This is a genomic window from Sphingomonas sp. CROZ-RG-20F-R02-07 (assembly GCF_022662335.1).
In the GTDB taxonomy this organism is placed as follows: domain Bacteria; phylum Pseudomonadota; class Alphaproteobacteria; order Sphingomonadales; family Sphingomonadaceae; genus Sphingomonas.
In genome coordinates, this window is record NZ_JAKNQJ010000004.1 from 74309 (window position 1) to 91067 (window position 16759).

Consider the following 16759-nt stretch of genomic DNA (forward strand, 5'->3'; position numbering starts at 1 on the left):
TGCCCGTCCGCGTCGTGCAATTGCCAGCGGCGGGTGGCCGCGCCTATGATCGCGGCTGGTCGGCGTAGCGGAGTGTATCAGGGTTGAGCGACACGCGCGACGAGCCGCCAGCTGCCCGATCGCGTCCGTTGCGCCTTTCGGCGGGGGGCACGGCGCTGCTCGTGATCGCGCTGGCGGTGGTGTGGGGTGTGCGCAAGCCGATCGCCGAACATGTGATCGATCGCACCTTCGCGGCGCGGCACGTGCCCGTGCGCTACACGCTCACCGATCTGGGTCTTGGGCGGCAGCGGCTGACCGGCATCGTCATCGGCGATCCCGCGCATCCCGATCTCGTCGCCGACTGGATCGAAACCGAAACCGGCATCAGCCTGTCCGGACCCGAACTCGCGGGTTTGCGGATCGGCCATGCGCGCCTCCGCGGGCGGCTGGTGAACGGCCGTCTGTCGTTCGGCAGCCTCGACCGGCTGCTTCCCGCCTCGTCCGGCAAGCCTTCCGCGCTGCCGGCGATCGACGCGCGGATCGCCGATCTTCGCGTTCGGCTGGAGACGGTGTCCGGGCTCGTCGGGCTGCGCATTTCGGGCGCGGGGCGGCTCGATAACGGCTTTCGTGGCAGCATCGCCGCGGCGAGCGACGAACTGCGCGCCGGCGGCTGTTCGGGGGCGGGGGCCTCGGCGGTGATGGCCATCCATGTCGCGAAAGCCGGCCCCACCCTCACCGGGCCGGTGAGGCTCGCGTCGATCGCCTGCAAAGGGGTGAGCGCGCGGACAGCGGCGGCCGACGTCTCGGTGACGCTTACGCCGGGCTTCGACCGCTGGCAGGGCCAGGCACGCGCCCATGTCGCGCAAATCCGAAGCGTCGGCCTTGCCACGCGCGACGTTGCCGGCAAGATCGGCTTTGCCGGCGACGCACGCCGCACCACGGGCACGATCGCGGCGCACAGCGGCGGCTTCACGAGCCGCGGCGTCGCGGGCGCGGCGCTGACGCTGGCGGGCCGCTATGCCGTGGCCGGCGGCGCCGTCCGCTATGATGGCCAGGCGGGTGGCCATGGCATCGCTATCGCGCCCGATCGTCTCGCGCCGATCGGCCGGATCGCGGGACGCGCCGCCGGAACGCCGGTGGGACCGCTGCTCGACCGGCTGACGGCAGCGGCGGTCGCGGCGGGCAAGCGCTTCGATCTCGACGCGACGCTCGCCGCCACGACCGCGGGTGGCACGCCGCACGTCGGCGTGTCGCAGGTGGCGCTGAACGCCGCCTCGGGGGCGCGGGTCGCGCTTGCAGGCAGCGGGATCGGCTATGATGGAATCCAATTCACGCTTGTCCGGGCTCACGCCCGGATCGGCGGCGGCAGCCTTCCCGACGGGGTGGCGACCATCGCCTCGGGCGCGAGCGGAATCGTGGCGAACGTGGTCATCCAGCCCTACACGGCGGGCGCGGCGCGGCTGGCGCTGGCGCCGGTGCGCATCGGGATGGCGGGCGGTGCCGTTCGGATCGTCACTCGCGCGACGCTGTCGGGGCCGCTGGGCGATGGCCGGGTGGAGGGGCTGGCCGTGCCGCTCGATCTGCGCTGGAACGGCGGCCTTCTGGTCAACCCGGCCTGTACGCCGGTGGCGTTCGCGCGGCTGGCGCTGTCCGGCCTCGTGCTTGCGCCATCGCGGATCACGCTGTGTCCCACAGGACCCGCGTTGCTGCGCGCCACGGCCGCTGGCGTCTCGGTGGCGGTACGCACCGGGCCGGCGGCCCTCGACGGCACGCTCGGCCGCACGCCGCTCACGCTGACGGCCGCGGGGGGCGGCATCGACCGAAGCGGCTTTACGCTGACGACGGTGGCGGCAAGCATCGGCGCCGCCGATCGCGCGACGCGCATCGATGTCGGGCGGCTCGCCGGGCGCTTCGCGGGCGGCATGGCAGGCGGGACGTTCGCGGGCGCGGGCGGGCGGATCGGCACGGTGCCGCTCGTCCTCTCCGACGCCGCGGGCGATTGGCATTTGGCGCAGGGGCGCCTCACGCTCGGCGGCCGCCTGGCGGTGAGCGACACGCAGACGCCCGCGCGGTTCAAGCCGTTGCGCGCGGAATCCGTCGCCTTCATGCTCGCAGGCGATGCGATTACCGCGACCGCGAGCCTCCATGAACCGGCCAGTGATGTCCGGGTCGCCGACGTCACGATCGTCCATGCGCTGGGCAGCGGGGCAGGCCATGCCGATCTGCGGGTGCCGGCCCTTGCCTTCACCCCCGATTTCCAGCCCGATCGGCTCACCCCGCTGACGCTCGGTGTGATCGCCGATGTGCGCGGCACTATCGACGGCGCCGCGCACATCGCCTGGGATCCGCGAGGCGTGACGAGCGGCGGCGACTTCCACACCGGCGCGATCGATCTCGCCGCCGCGGTCGGCCCGGTCACGGGGATCGCGGGGACAATTCACTTCACCGACCTGCTCGCGCTCCAGAGCGCACCGGGGCAGATGGCGACGGTGAAGACGATCAACCCCGGCATACCGGTGAGCGACGGCATCATCCGCTACCAGACGCTGCCCGGTGCGCGCGTGCAGGTGGAGGGCGCGGCATGGCCCTTTGCCGGCGGCACGCTGCGGCTCGACCCCACCTTGCTCGATTTCGCGCAGGCGGGCGAACGGCGCATGACCTTCCACGTCGCGCATGTCGCGGCCGACCAGTTCCTCCAGCAGTTCGATTTCAAGAATCTCGACGCGAGCGGCGTGTTCGACGGGGTGCTGCCGATGATCTTCGATGCGAGCGGCGGCCGGATCGAGGGTGGCGCGCTCAAGGTGCGCGACGGCGGCGGCACGCTCGCCTATGTCGGCGAGATCAGCCAGAAGGATCTCGGCACCTGGGGCAATATCGCATTCCAGGCGCTGAAATCACTGCGCTATCGCAGCTTGGAGATCGCGCTGAACGGGCCGCTGGCGGGCGAGATGGTGACGGAGGTGCGGTTCGCCGGGATCAGCCAGGGGCAGGGGGCGAAATCCAATTTCCTCATCCGGCGACTGCAGCGGCTGCCGTTCGTGTTCAACATCCGGATCAAGGCACCGTTTCGCGGGCTGCTCGATTCGGCACAGTCCTTCTACGATCCCAAGCGGCTGGTGCAGCGCAATCTGCCGCAGTTGCTCGAAGAACAGGACAAGCGCACCGCGCCGCCCGCACCCGCGCCCATCGTTCAGCCCCCCGCAAGCAGGATCGTGCCATGACCGAAACAGGATTGACGATGGAGCCGGGGACCACGACCTTCGTGCGCAGGATGCGGGATGGAATGACGATCGCGCTGGCGGCACCGGCGATGCTTACGGGCTGCGTCAACGTATCGGCGCCGGACAAGCCGATCGTCATCAATCTGAACATCAACGTCACGCAGGAAGTGGTGTACCGTCTGGACGGCCAGGCGAAATCGCTGATCCAGCAGAATCCGGGGATTTTCTGATGAAGACCATGACGATCATCACCGCGGCGACACTCGGCATCGCGGGCCTGTGCGGCATCGCCTCGGCACAGCGCGACCCGGCCTATGCCGCCGCACGCGCGAGCGGGCAGGTGGGCGAGCAGCCCGACGGCTATCTCGGCCTCGTCGGCGCGGGCAGCGGCGAATATCGCGCGCTGGTCAACAACATCAATATCCAGCGCAAGGCGGCCTATACGCAAAAGGCCACCGCGACCGGCGCCACGGTGGAGCAGCTCGCCTTCACCAGCGGCTGCAACCTGATCGCGCAGACCGCGCCGGGCGAGAAATACCGCACCCCCGATGGCGTGTGGAAGACGCGCACCGCCGCCGCGCCGGAGCGCGATTCGCGCTGCGTGTAACGTCCTGCGCGGCCAGGATTGCGGGGCGGCGCCGACGGGCCGCCGCCCCGGTTGACTTGATCCCACCCCTTTTCTAAACGGGCCATGCAGCGGGAGGGCCTGGCCTTCGCCGCGCGTGTCCGTCGCCATCCGCAAGGCTGGCGACGTTTTCTTATCGGGATGCTTTGTTGGCCGACGACCGCCAGATCGACGACCTTGACCACCGTATCGCGCAGGCGCGTGCGGGTGGCGCGGTGCGTGACGGCGGTCCGAAGCGGCCGGCGAAGGGCTATTCGCAAGGCTCGCGCGTGCTCGCCGAGCTGATCGGCGCGCCCATTGGCGGCGGGGTGATCGGCTGGGCGCTGGACCGGTGGCTGGGCACCTCGCCCTGGTGCCTGCTGGTGCTGGTCGTGCTCAGCTTCGTCGTGGCGTTCCGTAACATCTACCGCATCTCGAAGGAGCGCGCCGAATGATCGCGGCTCCCTGCACAGTACGAGGACATGGCCGTGGCCGGTAAGATCGATCCCATGGAGCAGTTCCAGGTCGAGCCCGTGCTCGGCCGGCATCTGATGATCGGCGGGTTTGACCTGTCGTTCACCAACTCCGCGCTGTTCATGGTCGTGGTGTTCGTGCTGCTCGCGGTCTTCGTCTCGGGCGGCCTCAAGCGCCAGCTCATTCCCGGCCGCTGGCAGGTGATGGTCGAGGGCGCGGTGGGCTTCATCGACGACATGATGCGCGTGAACATCGGGCCCGAGGGCAAGGCGTTCGCGCCTTATATCTTCTCGCTCTTCTTCTTCATCCTGTTCGCCAATTTCATCGGTGTGCTGCCGCTCGCGATTCTGCCGCACCTCCATACCTTCGCGGTCACCAGCCACATCACGGTCACCGCGGTGCTGGCGTTCGTGTCGTTCGCGATCGTGCTGATCGTCGGCTTCGCGCGGCACGGCCTCAAATTCTTCTCGCTGTTCGTACCGCACGGCGCGCCGGCGTGGCTGATGCCGATCATCATCCCCGTCGAATTCGTGTCGTTCATGGTGCGCCCGTTCAGCCTCGGCCTGCGTCTGTTCGTCGCGATGACGGCGGGGCATATCCTGCTCGAGGTGTTCGGCAGTTTCGTGGTGCAGGGTTTCAACGCCGGTGGCACGCTCGGGCCCGTCGTCAGCGTGCTCAGCTTCGTGATGATCGTCGGCGTGTCGGCGCTGGAGCTGCTCGTCTGTGCGATCCAGGCCTATGTGTTCGCGCTGCTCACCTCGCTTTATCTCAACGACGCGGTGCATCTGCACTAGGTCGCGGTTTTCAATATCCATTCGGTTTCAACAGGAGTTTCGACATGACTGATCTTGGTGCAATGTACATCGGTGCCGGCCTCGCGGCCATCGGCGTTGGCCTGGCCGCGCTCGGCGTGGGCAACGTCTTCGGCTCGTTCCTCGAGGGTGCGCTGCGCAACCCGGGTGCCGCGGACGGCCAGCAGGGCCGCCTGTTCATCGGCTTCGCGGCTTCGGAGCTGCTCGGCCTGATCGCGTTCGTCGTCGCGATCCTCATCCTCTTCGTCGTCAAGTAAGCGAAGGGCGAGCGCTTCCATGCCGCAGCTATCCCAAATCGGTGCGATCTACGCCTCGCAGCTGTTCTGGCTCGCGATCGTATTCGGGCTGATCTATTTCGGGATCGGCAAGGCGATGGTGCCCAGGATCGAGCGGACGATCGATGATCGTTCCGCCCGAATCGCGGGCGACCTCGCTGCGGCGGAAGCGGCGCGTGCGGCGGCGCGTGCGGCGGACGAGGCCTATGAATCGGGCCTCGACGCGGCGCGGTCGACCGCGATGCACAAGGTCGCCGATGCCCAGCATGCGGCGACCGCCTCGCTCGAGGTGCGCATGAAGGCGAGCGACGCCGAGATCGCCGACCGGCTCGATGCCGCGACCGCGCGGATCGGCGACACCAAGCGCCAGGCGCTGGGCGAGATCGAGACGATGACGGTCGACGCGGTCGAGGCGATCGTCGCCAAATTGGCAGGCGTGACGGTCGATCGTGCCGCCGCCGAGCATCAGGTGAAGGCGGAATTGGCGCATGGCTGAGGCGAACCACCCGGTCACGCTGGCTACGACGAGGGGCACCGTGGAACTCCACACCGAACCGTCCGCCTTCGGCATCACCGCAGCGGGCTTCGTCGCGCTTTCCATGCTGGTGGTCATCGCCATCATCATCTGGAAGCGCGTGCCGGGCATGATCGCGGGCATGCTCGATGCCAAGATCGCCACAATTCGCGCACAACTCGACGAGGCTTCGCGCCTGCGGGCCGAAGCGGAGGCGATGCTGGTCGCGGCCAAGGCGCGCGATGCGGCGAGTGCCGGCGATGCGGCGTCGATCGTCGCCCATGCCGAGGCCGAGGCCAAGGCGCTGATCGCCAAGGCGGAAGCCGACGCCAATGATCTGATCGCACGCCGCGGCCAGATGGCGGAAGACAAGATCGCTGCGGCCGAGCGTTCGGCGCTCGAAGAGGTTCGCACCACCGCGGCCGATGCCGCCGCGCGGGCCGCGGCGACGCTGATCGCGCAGGCGCATGGTGCCGACAGCGACCGCGTGCTGGTCGATCGGGCGATCGCCGGTCTCGGACGTCCCAACTGACGCTCCGGTTCTGCGGAGCCGGGTGCGGATAAGGATCGATCATGCCCTGGCTGTTCCTCGGCATGGCCGTCATCTCCGAAGTGGCCTGGGCGCTCAGCCTGAAATGGGCGGCGATGCTGGGCACGTGGCAAGCCGCGAGCGCCCCCATCCTCATCAGCTTCGTCACCATGGGCCTGCTCGCGCTCGCCATGCGTGGGCTGCCGGCGGGCACCGCCTATGCGATGTGGACCGGATCGGGCGCGATCGGCGTGATCGTCGGCGGCGTCATCCTGTTCGGCGAGCGGGTGAGTCCGGTGCAAGGCGGCTTCATGGCGCTCACCGTGCTGGGCATCATCGGCACCAAGCTGTTCGCGCAGGGCTGAGCAGGTCGCCACTCGTCGTCGCTGCGTCTCACTTTGCCGCAGACCGGCGGCAGGGTCATTGCCGCTTTCCCCGCACTCGGGTCTAGGACGGGCTTCCGATGCCACCATCCTCATCCCTGATCGCGTTGGCGCTCGCGCTGGCCGCCACGCCGGCCGTTGCCGGGGCACAAGCCATGATCCAGCCGCTGCCGGCGCGCACGGACGCCGATCGGCTGGCCGACACGATGCGCCAGCTGGCGGTCAGCCCGCAGGACGTGAACACGCTGGCGACGGCCGGCGAATTGTCGCTGAAGCTCGACGATCTCACCGCAGCGGCGGGGTTCTTCGCGCGCGGCGACAAGGTCGATCCGCGCAACCCGCGGGTGAAGGCGGGCGAGGGCGCGCTGATGGTCCGCTCCGAGCGGCCGGGCGAGGCTTTGCGCTATTTTGCGCAGGCGGAAAGCTATGGCGGCGACGTGCGCGGCTTCGCGGCGGATCGCGGGCTGGCCTATGATCTCGTCGGCGATCAGCCGCGCGCGCAGCAGCAATATCGGATCGCGCTGAAAGCCGATCCGCAAGACGACGAGACCGTGCGCCGCTACGCTCTGTCGCTGGGGATCGCGGGCAAGCGCGACCAGGCGATCGCCGTGATCGAGCCGCTGTTGCGCAAAAACGACCGTGCGGCGTGGCGATCGCGCGCGTTCATCCTGGCGATGGGCGGCGATCAGGCGGGCGCCGAACATATTGCGACGACGATGATGCCGCCGGGCATGGCGCAGGGGCTGTTGCCGTTTTTCCAGCGGCTGCCGACGCTCTCGGTGGTCGATCGCGCCTTCGCGGTCCATTTCGGCGAGGTGCGGGCGAGCGCGGAGCGGATCGCGGACGCGCGGATGGCACCGGCCGCGGGGCCATTGGCGCCCGAACCCGTGGTGCAGGTGGCGGCGCAAAGTGCGCAGCCCGTGCTCCAGCCCGTAAAGCCGAAAAAGGATCGCCGCTCGAAGCGCGAGCGTGAGGCACAACCGGTTGCGATCGCCACTGCGACGACTCCGGTGCTCCCGCCGCCACCGGCCTATCGCGGCCAGAACGGCGTGGTGCTCGCGAGCACGGTGATGGCGCCGCCGCGCGCGGTGGTGCAGCGGCTTCCGCAGGCGACCGTCCCGGCGGTTCAGCCCTATCGTGCGCCCGTGACCGCGGCGCCCGTCGTCGCACGGATCCAGCCGGTCCCATTCCAGCCCGCCAAGCCGTTGTCGGTGGTGGTGGCCAGCCAACCGGCGATTCCCGTGGCGCCCGTGGCGATCGCCGCGGCTTCGCCATCGATTTCGCCGACGCCGGCATCGGAGGTCGCGGTGCCGCTGCCGACGCCCGGCTTCTCGAGCGTGGCGGCAGCGCCGGTGCGTTCCGTCTCTCCGACAGTGGCGCCGCCCGTCCACCACGTCGGGCGCGCGAGCGAAGACACGATTCTGGCTCGGATCATCGCGGGGTTGTCGATCCCGGCGGCCGAACTCGACGCCGCCGCGCCGCCGCGGCCGGGTGCCGCCGCACCGGTTGCGGTAGCCGCCGCCGACGACACCGAGCGGCTCGCCGCGCAAGCCGAGGCCGAGAAGGTGGCCGCCGAACGCGTCGCCGCGGAGCGCAAGGCCGCGCTCGACAAAAAGGCCGCCGACCGCAAGGCCGCTGCCGACAAGAAGGCGCTCGCCGCCAAGAAGGCCGCCGCTGAAGAAAAGGCGGAAGCCGCCAAGGAAGCCGCCGAGCAGCGCAAGCTGGAGCGCGCCAATCCCGAGCGCATCTGGGTTCAGGTCGCCGGCGGTGCCAACGAGGACGATCTGCCTAAGGCGTGGAAATCGGCCAAGGCCAAGGCGCCCGACATCTTCGGCAGCCGCGGCGGCTGGAGCACGCCCCTGCGCGCGACGAACCGCGTGCTGGCCGGGCCGTTCAAGACGTCCGATGAAGCGCGCGATTTCGTCAACGATCTGAAGAAGAAGGGCGTCTCCGCCTTCACCTTCACCAGCGAGGCGGGGCAGCCCGTCGTCAAGCTGCCCAAGTGAGCGGCCACGCGCCCTGGGCTTCGGACCCGGCGCGCAGCAAAGGACGGCTTCACGAGGAACAGAACGGGACCAGGGGCCCGCGCGACTCGTTCCAGCGCGATCGCGACCGGATCATCCACTCGATCAGCTTCCGCCGGCTGCGGCACAAGACGCAGGTGTTCATGGCGCCCGATGGCGACCATTTCCGCGTGCGGCTCACTCACAGCCTGGAGGTGGCGCAGATCGGCCGGACGATCGCGCGCGCACTCGGGTTGAACGAGGATCTGACCGAGGCGCTGTGCCTGGCGCATGATATCGGCCACCCGCCCTTCGGCCATGCCGGCGAGGATGCGCTCAAGGCGGCGCTGGCGGACGCTGGCGGGTTCGATCACAACGGCCATACTCTGCGAACGCTGACGCGGATCGAGCGGCCCTATCCGCGGTTCGACGGGCTCAATCTCAGTTGGGAGGCGCTGGAGGGGCTGGCCAAGCATAATGGGCCGATCCGCCATCCGGGATGGGCGCTGGCCGAAGCCGATGCGGACTATCCGCTCGACCTGACGAGCTGGCCGAGCCTGGAGGCGCAGGTTGCGGCGATCGCGGACGATATCGCCTATGACAATCACGATATCGACGACGGTCTGCGCGCGGGCCTGCTGACGCTGGATCAATTGTTGGCCGTGCCCATCGTCGCGCGCGGATGGGACGCGGCGTGCGCGCGCTTTCCCGAAGTGGCGCCGAAGCGCCTCGCCAGCGAATTGGTGCGCGGGCAGATCGGCCTGATGGCCAACGATCTGATCGCCGAAACCCGGTCGCGGATCGCGCGGAGCGGCGTCGGCGACGTGGCCGACGTGCGTGCCGCCGGCGAATGTCTGGTCGGCTTTTCGGACGCGATGCGGCGCGAGGAGCGCGACCTCAAACGCTTCATGTACGCCAATCTTTACCACCATCCGGTGCAACTGGCAGCGGCTGAGGCGGCGCACGGCATCGTCGCCGGGCTGTTCGCCGCCTATCAGGGCGATCCGGATGCGCTGTCGGAGGAGTGGCGCGACCGGCTGCCCGAGGACGAACCCGGCCGCAGCCGCCACATCGCCGATTTCATCGCCGGCATGACGGACCGCTATGCGATCACCGCCTATCGCCGGGTGGTGGGGCCGATCGATCTGCCCGAAGGCTTTTGACGACCGGCCCAGACTCGCTCAGCGTGCCGAGATCTCGACGCCCGCGGCGCTGCTCTGCACATCGGCGAGGCGGAACGAGACGGGCATGCCGCCAGCCGTGCCGCTGACGCGATCGCCGCGCACGACGAGGTGGAAGGTGCTGCCCGTCGAGCTGCGGCCATCGATCACCTGCATCGCGCCGGTGCCCTTGGCCGCGGTATAGACATAGGTCTGGCCGTCGCGGGTGAAGCGCTGCTGGCCCTCGGGCGCATGCGCCATGCCGATCGTCGAGGTGAGCGCGGCAGCGGCAGCGGCGAGGATCGCGAGGGTCTTGCGCATGATCGTGTCTTTCGCAGGAGGGACGTTCCGCACCGGAACCTTCGACTAGGAATTTATTGCGATGCAGCATCAGTTGCAAATGCAAACCCATCTTCGCTGCGTGCATTCGGTGCAATCGCGTGAGCGCATGATTTGAGTAGCGGTGGCGCTTGGGCTAGGGCGCAGCATCCTAGCCAGCCTGGAATTCGCATGACGCTCTACACCCGTTTCGCCGCGCACATCGATGCGGCGCTCGACACGCTCGTGACCGCGGGGGCGCTGCCCGCCGATATCGCGCGCCGGAACGTCACGGTCGAGCCGCCGCGCGACGCCACCCATGGCGACCTCGCCACCAACGCCGCGATGGTGCTGGCCAAGCCCGCGAAGACGAACCCGCGCGCGCTTGCCGAAGCTTTGGCGGCCGAACTCGGCAAGCTGGACGAGGTGGCGAGCGTCAGCGTTGCCGGACCGGGCTTCATCAATCTCGTCCTCACCGACGATAGTTGGCGGGCCGAACTCGCCGCCATCACCGATGCCGCCGCCGATTACGGCCGCTCGAACGTCGGGGGCGGGCAGACCGTCAACATCGAATATGTCTCCGCCAACCCGACCGGGCCGATGCACATGGGCCATTGCCGCGGCGCGGTGGTGGGCGATGCGCTGGCGAACCTGCTGGAGTTCGCCGGTAATCGCGTGATCCGCGAATATTATGTGAACGATGCCGGAGGGCAGGTGGACGTCCTCGCCCGCTCGGTCCATCTTCGCTACCGCGAGGCGCTGGGCGAGACGGTGACGATCCCCGAAGGCCTCTATCCCGGCGACTATCTCGTGCCCCTTGGCCAGGCGCTCGCCGCGGAATTCGGCGATCGGTTCGTGGGCGAGAACGAGGGCGAGTGGCTCGCGCTGTTCCGCACGCGCGCGGTGGCGGCGATGATGAACCTGATCCGCGCCGATCTCGCGCTGCTCGGCATCCATCACGAGACCTTCGCATCGGAGGCCGCACTGCAGGCCGCGCGCAAGCCCGAGGCGGCCGAAGCCGTGCTGCGCGCGCGCGGGCTCGTCTATGACGGCGTGCTCGAAGCGCCGAAGGGCGAAACGCCCGACGACTGGGAGCCGGTCGAGCTGCCGCTGTTCCGCTCGACGCGCTTCGGCGACGATCAGGATCGCCCGATCAAGAAGTCCAACGGGCAATGGACCTATTTCGGGGCGGACCTCGCCTATCATTTCCAGAAGGCGGAACGTGCCGATGCGCTGATCGACATCTGGGGCGCGGATCATGGCGGCACGGTCAAGCGGATCGTCGCCGCGGTCGAGGCGCTGACCGAGGGGCGCACGCCGCTCGACGTCAAGCTCGTGCAGATGGTCCGCCTGCTCCGCGGCGGCGAACCGGTCAAGATGTCGAAGCGCGCGGGCAATTTCGTGACGTTGGCCGATGTGGTGAATGAGGTCGGCAAGGACGTGGTGCGCTTTACCATGCTGACGCGGCGATCCGATGCGCAGATGGATTTCGATTTCGCCAAGGTGGTCGAGGCGTCGAAGGACAATCCGGTCTTCTACGTCAATTACGCGCACGCCCGGATCGCATCGCTCCACCGCCGCGCCGCCGAGGCGGGGATCGCCGACGGCGCGCCCGACCTGTCCCGGCTTGATACGGAAGAGCTGGCGCTGGTGAAGCTGGCGGCGCAGTTCCCGCGCATCGTGGAGACCGCGGCCAACGCGCGCGAGCCGCACAGAATAGCGTTCTATCTCTACGACTTGGCCGCCGCCTTTCACGCGTTGTGGAATGTCGGGAACGATCGGCCCGATCGTCGCTTCCTCGTCGTCGAGGATCCCGACGCCACGCGTGCGCGTCTGTTCTTGGCGTCGGCCGTCGGACAGATTATCCGTAACGGACTCTCGATCATGGGCGTCGAGGCGGTGTCGGAGATGAAGTGATGGCCGAGGACATGCACCTACGCGAGGAGGACCGGCTGCCCTGGCTCGAAACCGTCGAGCCGGACGATCACGCCGGGCCGCCGATCGGCCGCGTCGTCGGTCTGGTGATCCTGGGCCTCGTCGTGCTCGCTGGGATCGTCTTCGGCATCTACCGGCTGCAGCGCCATCCGGTGAACGGCAATGGCGAGCTGATCGCGGCGCAGGAGGGCGATTACAAGGTAAAGCCCGACGATCCCGGCGGGCTGAAGGTGGAGGGCGAGGGCCAGTCGGCGATCGCCACCAGCGCGGGCAAGGGCGCGGGCAACGGCGCGATCGACCTGAAGGCCGTGCCCGAGGCGCCGGTGGCGGCGCACCGCCCCGCCGCCAAGCCCACCGCGGTGGCCGAGGGCGGCCGCAACGCGGTGTCGCAAGTGCCCGAATCGCATAGTCGCCTCGTCGCCGCCGCACCCGTCACGGTGGTGCGTCCGCCCGCGGCCGGTGCGGGTAGCGGCGGTTCGCTCGTCCAGCTCGGCGCCTATCCGAGCGAGGCAGCGGCGAACGCCGCTTGGACGACGGTGTCGAAGCGGTTCGGCTATGTCGCCTCGCTCGGCAAGTCGGTGCAGCCGGTCGCCACCGGCGGGCGCACGCTCTACCGGCTGCGCGTCAACGCCGGCAGCGCGAACGCGGCGGCGGATATCTGCGGGCGGCTCCGCGTGGCGGGCGAAAGCTGCTTCGTCGCGAGCTGACCGGCACGCGGAAGAGGTGGCGGGGCGTTCGCCGGCGCGATAGACGATGGGCATGAAGCCCGTCATCTTCGGCCTGTCCGGCCCCGTCCTCACCGCCGACGAGCGCGGCTTTTTCGCCGAGGCGGAGCCGGCGGGCTACATCCTGTTCCGCCGCAACGTCGAAACGCGCGCGCAGCTTCGCGCGCTGACCGACTCGCTGCGTGCGCTCGCGGGCCGCGACGATCTGCCGATCCTGATCGACCAGGAGGGGGGCCGCGTCGCACGCATGGGGCCGCCGGAATGGCCGGCCTTTCCTGCGGGCCCCCGATTCGATGCCTTGTACGAGATCGCGCCCATGTCGGGCATCGAGGCGGCGCGCGCCAACGCCCATGCGCTAGGGCTGATGCTGAGCGAAGTGGGGATCAGCGTCGATTGCCTGCCGCTGCTGGATGTCGGCCAGCCGGACACGACCGACGCGATCGCCACGCGCGCCTATGGCCGCGAGCCGATGCGCGTGGCGGCGATGGGGCGGGCGACGCTGGAGGGACTGGCGGCCGGCGGCGTGGTGGGCGTGGTGAAGCATATGCCGGGGCATGGCCGGGCGCGGGTCGACAGCCATTATGCGCTGCCGACCGTGACCGCGTCCGACGCCGAACTGGCGGTGGATTTGACGCCGTTTCACACGCTCAATCAAGCACCTATGGGCATGACCTCGCACATCGTCTTCGAGGCTTGGGACGCCGATCGCCCCGCCACGCTGTCGCCGACCGTGATCGCCGACATCATCCGCGGGCGGATCGGGTTCGACGGGCTGTTGATGACCGACGATATCGACATGAAGGCGCTGAGCGGATCGGCCGCGGACAAGGCGGCGGGGGCGATCGCGGCGGGTTGCGACATCGTGCTCGATTGCTGGGCGCGGATGGATGAGATGGTCGCGATTGCCGATCGGCTGGGCGAGATCGCCGATCGGTCGCGCGAGCGCCTGACGCGCGCGATGGCGAGCGTCGGCGTAGGCCGGGGCGATTTCGCCGAACAGATCGCCAAGCGCGACGCACTGCTGGCGCTCGTACCCTAGCGCCATGGCGGCCACCGACGACAGGCTGACGCTGGATCTGGATGGCTGGGAAGGGCCGCTCGACCTGCTGCTGGCGCTTGCCCGCGGGCAGAAGGTCGATCTGCGCGCGATCTCGATCCTAGCGCTGGTGGAGCAATATCTCGGCTTCATGGAGCGCGCGCGGGCGTTGCAACTGGAACTCGCCGCCGATTACCTCGTCATGGCGGCGTGGCTCGCCTATCTCAAGTCCGCGCTGCTGCTGCCGCGCGATCCGGCGGTCGAGCCCGATCCGGACGAACTCGCGCTGCGGCTTCAGCTCCGGCTCGAGCGGCTCGATGCGATGCGCGACACTGGGGCGCGGCTGATGGCGCGCGATCGGCTCGGTCGCGACGTGTTCGCGCGCGGTGCGCCCGAGGGACTGCACAATGTGAAGACTGCGGCATGGCAGGTCGGCTTTTTCGACCTTGCCACCGCTTATGGCCGAGTCGCGGCGCGCACCCGGCCGGTGTTCCACGTCGTCGCCGATCGCCAGGTGATGACGCTGGAGGCCGCGCTCGAACGGCTTGTCGCGCTGCTGGGCGTCCAGATCCACTGGCAGCGGATCGAGCGCTTTCTTCCGGACGGCACCGATGGGCTGCGGCGATCGGCGCTGGCGTCGAGTTTTCTCGCCGCGCTCGAACTTGCGCGACAGGGCCGCGTGACGTTGCGCCAGGCCGAGCCGTTCGCGCCACTCTATCTCAAGGCGGGCGCATGACGTCGCCGGGTGATGCCGAGCGCGCGGTCGAGGCGGTGCTGTTCGCCGCGACCGAGCCGATGACCGCCGATGCGATCCGCGCGCATGTCGGCGTCGACGTGCGCGCGCCGCTGCTGGCACTGGCGGCGCATTACGCGGGACGGGGAGTAAATCTCGTCTGTCGCGGCGAGCGCTGGCATTTCCAGACCGCGCCCGATCTGGCGCATCTGCTGCGCCGCGATCGCGAGGAGCCGCGCCGCCTGAGCCGCGCCGGGGTCGAGACGCTGGCGATCGTGGCCTATCACGAGCCGGTCACGCGCGCCGAGATCGAGGCGATCCGCGGCGTGGCGGTGGCCAAGGGCACGCTGGACGTGCTGATGGAGGCAGGGTGGGTGCGCCCGGCGGGGCGGCGCGAGGTGCCGGGACGGCCGCTCGTCTATGCGACCACGCCGCATTTTCTGGCGCATTTCGGGCTGGCCTCGCGCCGCGATCTGCCGGGAATGGAGGATCTGCGCGCCGCCGGTTTGCTCGATCCGGTCGATCTGGCGTTGGAGGTGGAAAAGACGCGCGAGGAGGACTAGATAGACCTGAAGTTTCGGGAGAATTGTAATGGGCGGTTTCAGCCCCATCCACCTGCTCGTCCTCGCCGTCGTGGCGATCCTTCTGCTCGGCGGCGGCCGTTTCTCCAATTTGATGGGAGACGTGGCCAAGGGCGTGAAGAACTTCAAGAAGGGCATGTCGGAGCATGACGACGACGAAACCAAGCCCGCTGCCCGGATCGAAGCCAAGAAATCGGCCGATCCCGCGTTCGATCGCGATGGCAACCGCGTCCGCGACGATCGCCCTTGATCCGGCGCGCAGCGGTCGGCGGGGAAGGCTGAGATGTTCGATATCGCTCCATCCGAGTTCATGCTGGTGGCGTTCGTCGCGCTGATCGTGATCGGGCCCAAGGACCTGCCCAAAGCGATGCGGTTCCTCGGCCACTGGGTGGGCAAGGCGCGTGGCGTCGCCCGCCAGTTCCGGTCCGGCTTCGACGAGATGGTGCGGGAGGCGGAGCTTGCCGACATGGAGAAGCGCTGGGCGGCCGAGAACGAGCGGATCATGCGCGAGCATCCGGCGTCCGACGCCGCGGTGGCTGAGCCGGCGATGACGGATCACGGCATCGTCGATCACAGCGACGTTCCCGTCCATGTCGAAAAGCCGGCGATCGTCGCAGCGGCGCCCGGATCTCCCGCGCCGCATCCCGACGGAGCGCCGTCATGAGCGAGATCGACGACAGCCGGGCCCCGCTGCTCGATCACCTCATCGAGCTGCGCCGGCGTCTGCTGTATTGTACGGCGGCCATCGCGGTTACCTTTTGCGCCTCGCTCTATTTCTCACGCGAGATCTTCGGCTTTCTGCTTCACCCGCTGAAGGCCGCGGGTCAGAATACGGTGATCTACACCCAGATCTTTGAGGCGTTTTTCGTTCAGGTGAAGGTCGCGTTCTTCGCGGCGATGATGCTGTCGTTTCCGGTGATCGCCAACCAACTGTGGCAGTTCGTGGCACCGGGCCTTTATCGCAAGGAACGCCGGGCGCTTCTGCCGTTCATCTTCGCGACGCCGGTGCTGTTCCTGTCGGGGGCGGCGCTCGCCTATTTCGTTGCGGTGCCGATGGCGCTTCACTATCTGCTCGGCTTCCAGGGCAGCGTCGGTGGCGTGACACAACAGGCGCTCCCGGCGATCGGCAATTACCTGTCGTTCATCCAGCAATTTCTCTTCGGTTTCGGCCTGGCGTTCCTGCTGCCGGTGTTGCTGATGCTGCTGGAGCGCGCTGGGATCGTCACGCGCAAGCAACTGGTGGGCGCGCGGCGCTATGCGATCGTGGCGTCGGTCGCGATCGCCGCGGTGCTCACGCCGCCCGATCTGATGAGCCAGGTGCTGCTCGCGGTGCCGCTCATCATTCTCTATGAGGCCGCGCTGATCGGGATCTGGTTCACCGAGCGCAAACGCGCCAAGGATGCGGCCAAGGACGTAGTCTCCGCCTGAACCGCATATGCGAAAAGGGCTCTCGCATCGCTGCGAGAGCCCTTGGTCA

General features: G+C 68.8%; 20 protein-coding genes. 19 read left to right on the forward strand and 1 reads right to left on the reverse strand.

All coding sequences use genetic code 11. From position 1 onward, the window contains the following. The first annotated feature begins 83 nt into the window (after positions 1 to 83). From L8H00_RS08015 to L8H00_RS08065, 11 genes are all read left to right on the forward strand, one after another. Complete coding sequence (locus L8H00_RS08015; RefSeq protein WP_242096784.1) at positions 84 to 3200, forward strand: YdbH domain-containing protein; 3117 nt, start codon at positions 84 to 86, stop codon at positions 3198 to 3200. A gap of 50 nt (positions 3201 to 3250) precedes the next feature. Continuing rightward, complete coding sequence (locus tag L8H00_RS08020; protein ID WP_242097050.1) at positions 3251 to 3430, forward strand: YnbE family lipoprotein; 180 nt, start codon at positions 3251 to 3253, stop codon at positions 3428 to 3430. An 8-nt stretch (positions 3431 to 3438) separates the two neighbouring features. After that, a complete protein-coding gene (locus L8H00_RS08025) occupies positions 3439 to 3807 on the forward strand; it encodes a YdbL family protein (RefSeq protein ID WP_242097051.1) in 369 nt (122 codons plus the stop codon). Between the two features lie 167 nt (positions 3808 to 3974). Further along, complete coding sequence (locus L8H00_RS08030; RefSeq protein ID WP_242096785.1) at positions 3975 to 4259, forward strand: AtpZ/AtpI family protein; 285 nt, start codon at positions 3975 to 3977, stop codon at positions 4257 to 4259. 27 nt (positions 4260 to 4286) lie between these two features. Beyond that, entirely contained in the window at positions 4287 to 5072 is a 786-nt protein-coding gene (locus L8H00_RS08035; protein WP_242096786.1) for a F0F1 ATP synthase subunit A, read from the forward strand. A 62-nt stretch (positions 5073 to 5134) separates the two neighbouring features. Further along, positions 5135 to 5347 (forward strand): F0F1 ATP synthase subunit C, encoded by a 213-nt coding sequence (locus L8H00_RS08040; RefSeq protein WP_010164404.1) that lies wholly within the window; start codon positions 5135 to 5137, stop codon positions 5345 to 5347. A gap of 19 nt (positions 5348 to 5366) precedes the next feature. Beyond that, positions 5367 to 5861, forward strand: a complete 495-nt coding sequence (locus tag L8H00_RS08045) for an ATPase (protein ID WP_242096787.1) — start codon at positions 5367 to 5369, stop codon at positions 5859 to 5861. Then, positions 5854 to 6411, forward strand: coding sequence for a hypothetical protein (locus tag L8H00_RS08050; protein WP_242096788.1), 558 nt, complete (start codon positions 5854 to 5856; stop codon positions 6409 to 6411). The genes L8H00_RS08045 and L8H00_RS08050 overlap by 8 nt, the downstream gene beginning before the upstream one ends. A gap of 41 nt (positions 6412 to 6452) precedes the next feature. Then, a complete protein-coding gene (locus L8H00_RS08055; protein WP_242096789.1) occupies positions 6453 to 6773 on the forward strand; it encodes an SMR family transporter in 321 nt (106 codons plus the stop codon). Positions 6774 to 6871: 98 nt separating this feature from the next. Next, positions 6872 to 8797: an SPOR domain-containing protein gene (locus L8H00_RS08060; RefSeq protein WP_242096790.1), complete on the forward strand. Its 1926-nt coding sequence runs from the start codon at positions 6872 to 6874 to the stop codon at positions 8795 to 8797. Continuing rightward, positions 8794 to 9957, forward strand: coding sequence for a deoxyguanosinetriphosphate triphosphohydrolase (locus L8H00_RS08065; RefSeq protein ID WP_242096791.1), 1164 nt, complete (start codon positions 8794 to 8796; stop codon positions 9955 to 9957). The genes L8H00_RS08060 and L8H00_RS08065 overlap by 4 nt, the downstream gene beginning before the upstream one ends. An 18-nt stretch (positions 9958 to 9975) precedes the next feature. Here the strand turns inward: L8H00_RS08065 and L8H00_RS08070 are convergent, their stop codons facing one another. Next, on the reverse strand, positions 9976 to 10275 hold the full coding sequence (locus L8H00_RS08070) for a hypothetical protein (RefSeq protein ID WP_242096792.1): 300 nt from the start codon (positions 10273 to 10275) through the stop codon (positions 9976 to 9978). Positions 10276 to 10464: 189 nt separating this feature from the next. On the opposite strand from L8H00_RS08070, the gene argS reads away from it, so the two are divergent. Genes argS through tatC form a run of 8 tightly spaced genes read left to right on the forward strand, consistent with a single transcriptional unit; the run spans position 10465 to position 16710 of the window. Beyond that, positions 10465 to 12189: an arginine--tRNA ligase gene (gene argS, locus L8H00_RS08075; RefSeq protein WP_242096793.1), complete on the forward strand. Its 1725-nt coding sequence runs from the start codon at positions 10465 to 10467 to the stop codon at positions 12187 to 12189. Continuing rightward, positions 12189 to 12914: an SPOR domain-containing protein gene (locus L8H00_RS08080; protein ID WP_242096794.1), complete on the forward strand. Its 726-nt coding sequence runs from the start codon at positions 12189 to 12191 to the stop codon at positions 12912 to 12914. The genes argS and L8H00_RS08080 overlap by 1 nt, the downstream gene beginning before the upstream one ends. A gap of 52 nt (positions 12915 to 12966) precedes the next feature. After that, complete coding sequence (locus L8H00_RS08085; RefSeq protein ID WP_242096795.1) at positions 12967 to 13971, forward strand: glycoside hydrolase family 3 N-terminal domain-containing protein; 1005 nt, start codon at positions 12967 to 12969, stop codon at positions 13969 to 13971. Positions 13972 to 13975: 4 nt separating this feature from the next. Beyond that, positions 13976 to 14704, forward strand: coding sequence for a ScpA family protein (locus L8H00_RS08090; protein WP_242096796.1), 729 nt, complete (start codon positions 13976 to 13978; stop codon positions 14702 to 14704). Continuing rightward, a complete protein-coding gene (scpB, locus tag L8H00_RS08095; protein WP_242096797.1) occupies positions 14701 to 15264 on the forward strand; it encodes an SMC-Scp complex subunit ScpB in 564 nt (187 codons plus the stop codon). The genes L8H00_RS08090 and scpB overlap by 4 nt, the downstream gene beginning before the upstream one ends. Before the next feature lie 28 nt (positions 15265 to 15292). After that, the gene (locus L8H00_RS08100) at positions 15293 to 15532 is read left to right on the forward strand and encodes a Sec-independent protein translocase subunit TatA (protein ID WP_242096798.1); all 240 of its coding nucleotides are present in this window, start codon (positions 15293 to 15295) and stop codon (positions 15530 to 15532) included. A gap of 33 nt (positions 15533 to 15565) precedes the next feature. Then, positions 15566 to 15946: a Sec-independent protein translocase protein TatB gene (tatB, locus tag L8H00_RS08105; protein ID WP_242096799.1), complete on the forward strand. Its 381-nt coding sequence runs from the start codon at positions 15566 to 15568 to the stop codon at positions 15944 to 15946. After that, the gene (gene tatC / locus L8H00_RS08110; protein ID WP_242096800.1) at positions 15943 to 16710 is read left to right on the forward strand and encodes a twin-arginine translocase subunit TatC; all 768 of its coding nucleotides are present in this window, start codon (positions 15943 to 15945) and stop codon (positions 16708 to 16710) included. The genes tatB and tatC overlap by 4 nt, the downstream gene beginning before the upstream one ends. Positions 16711 to 16759 lie beyond the last annotated feature (49 nt).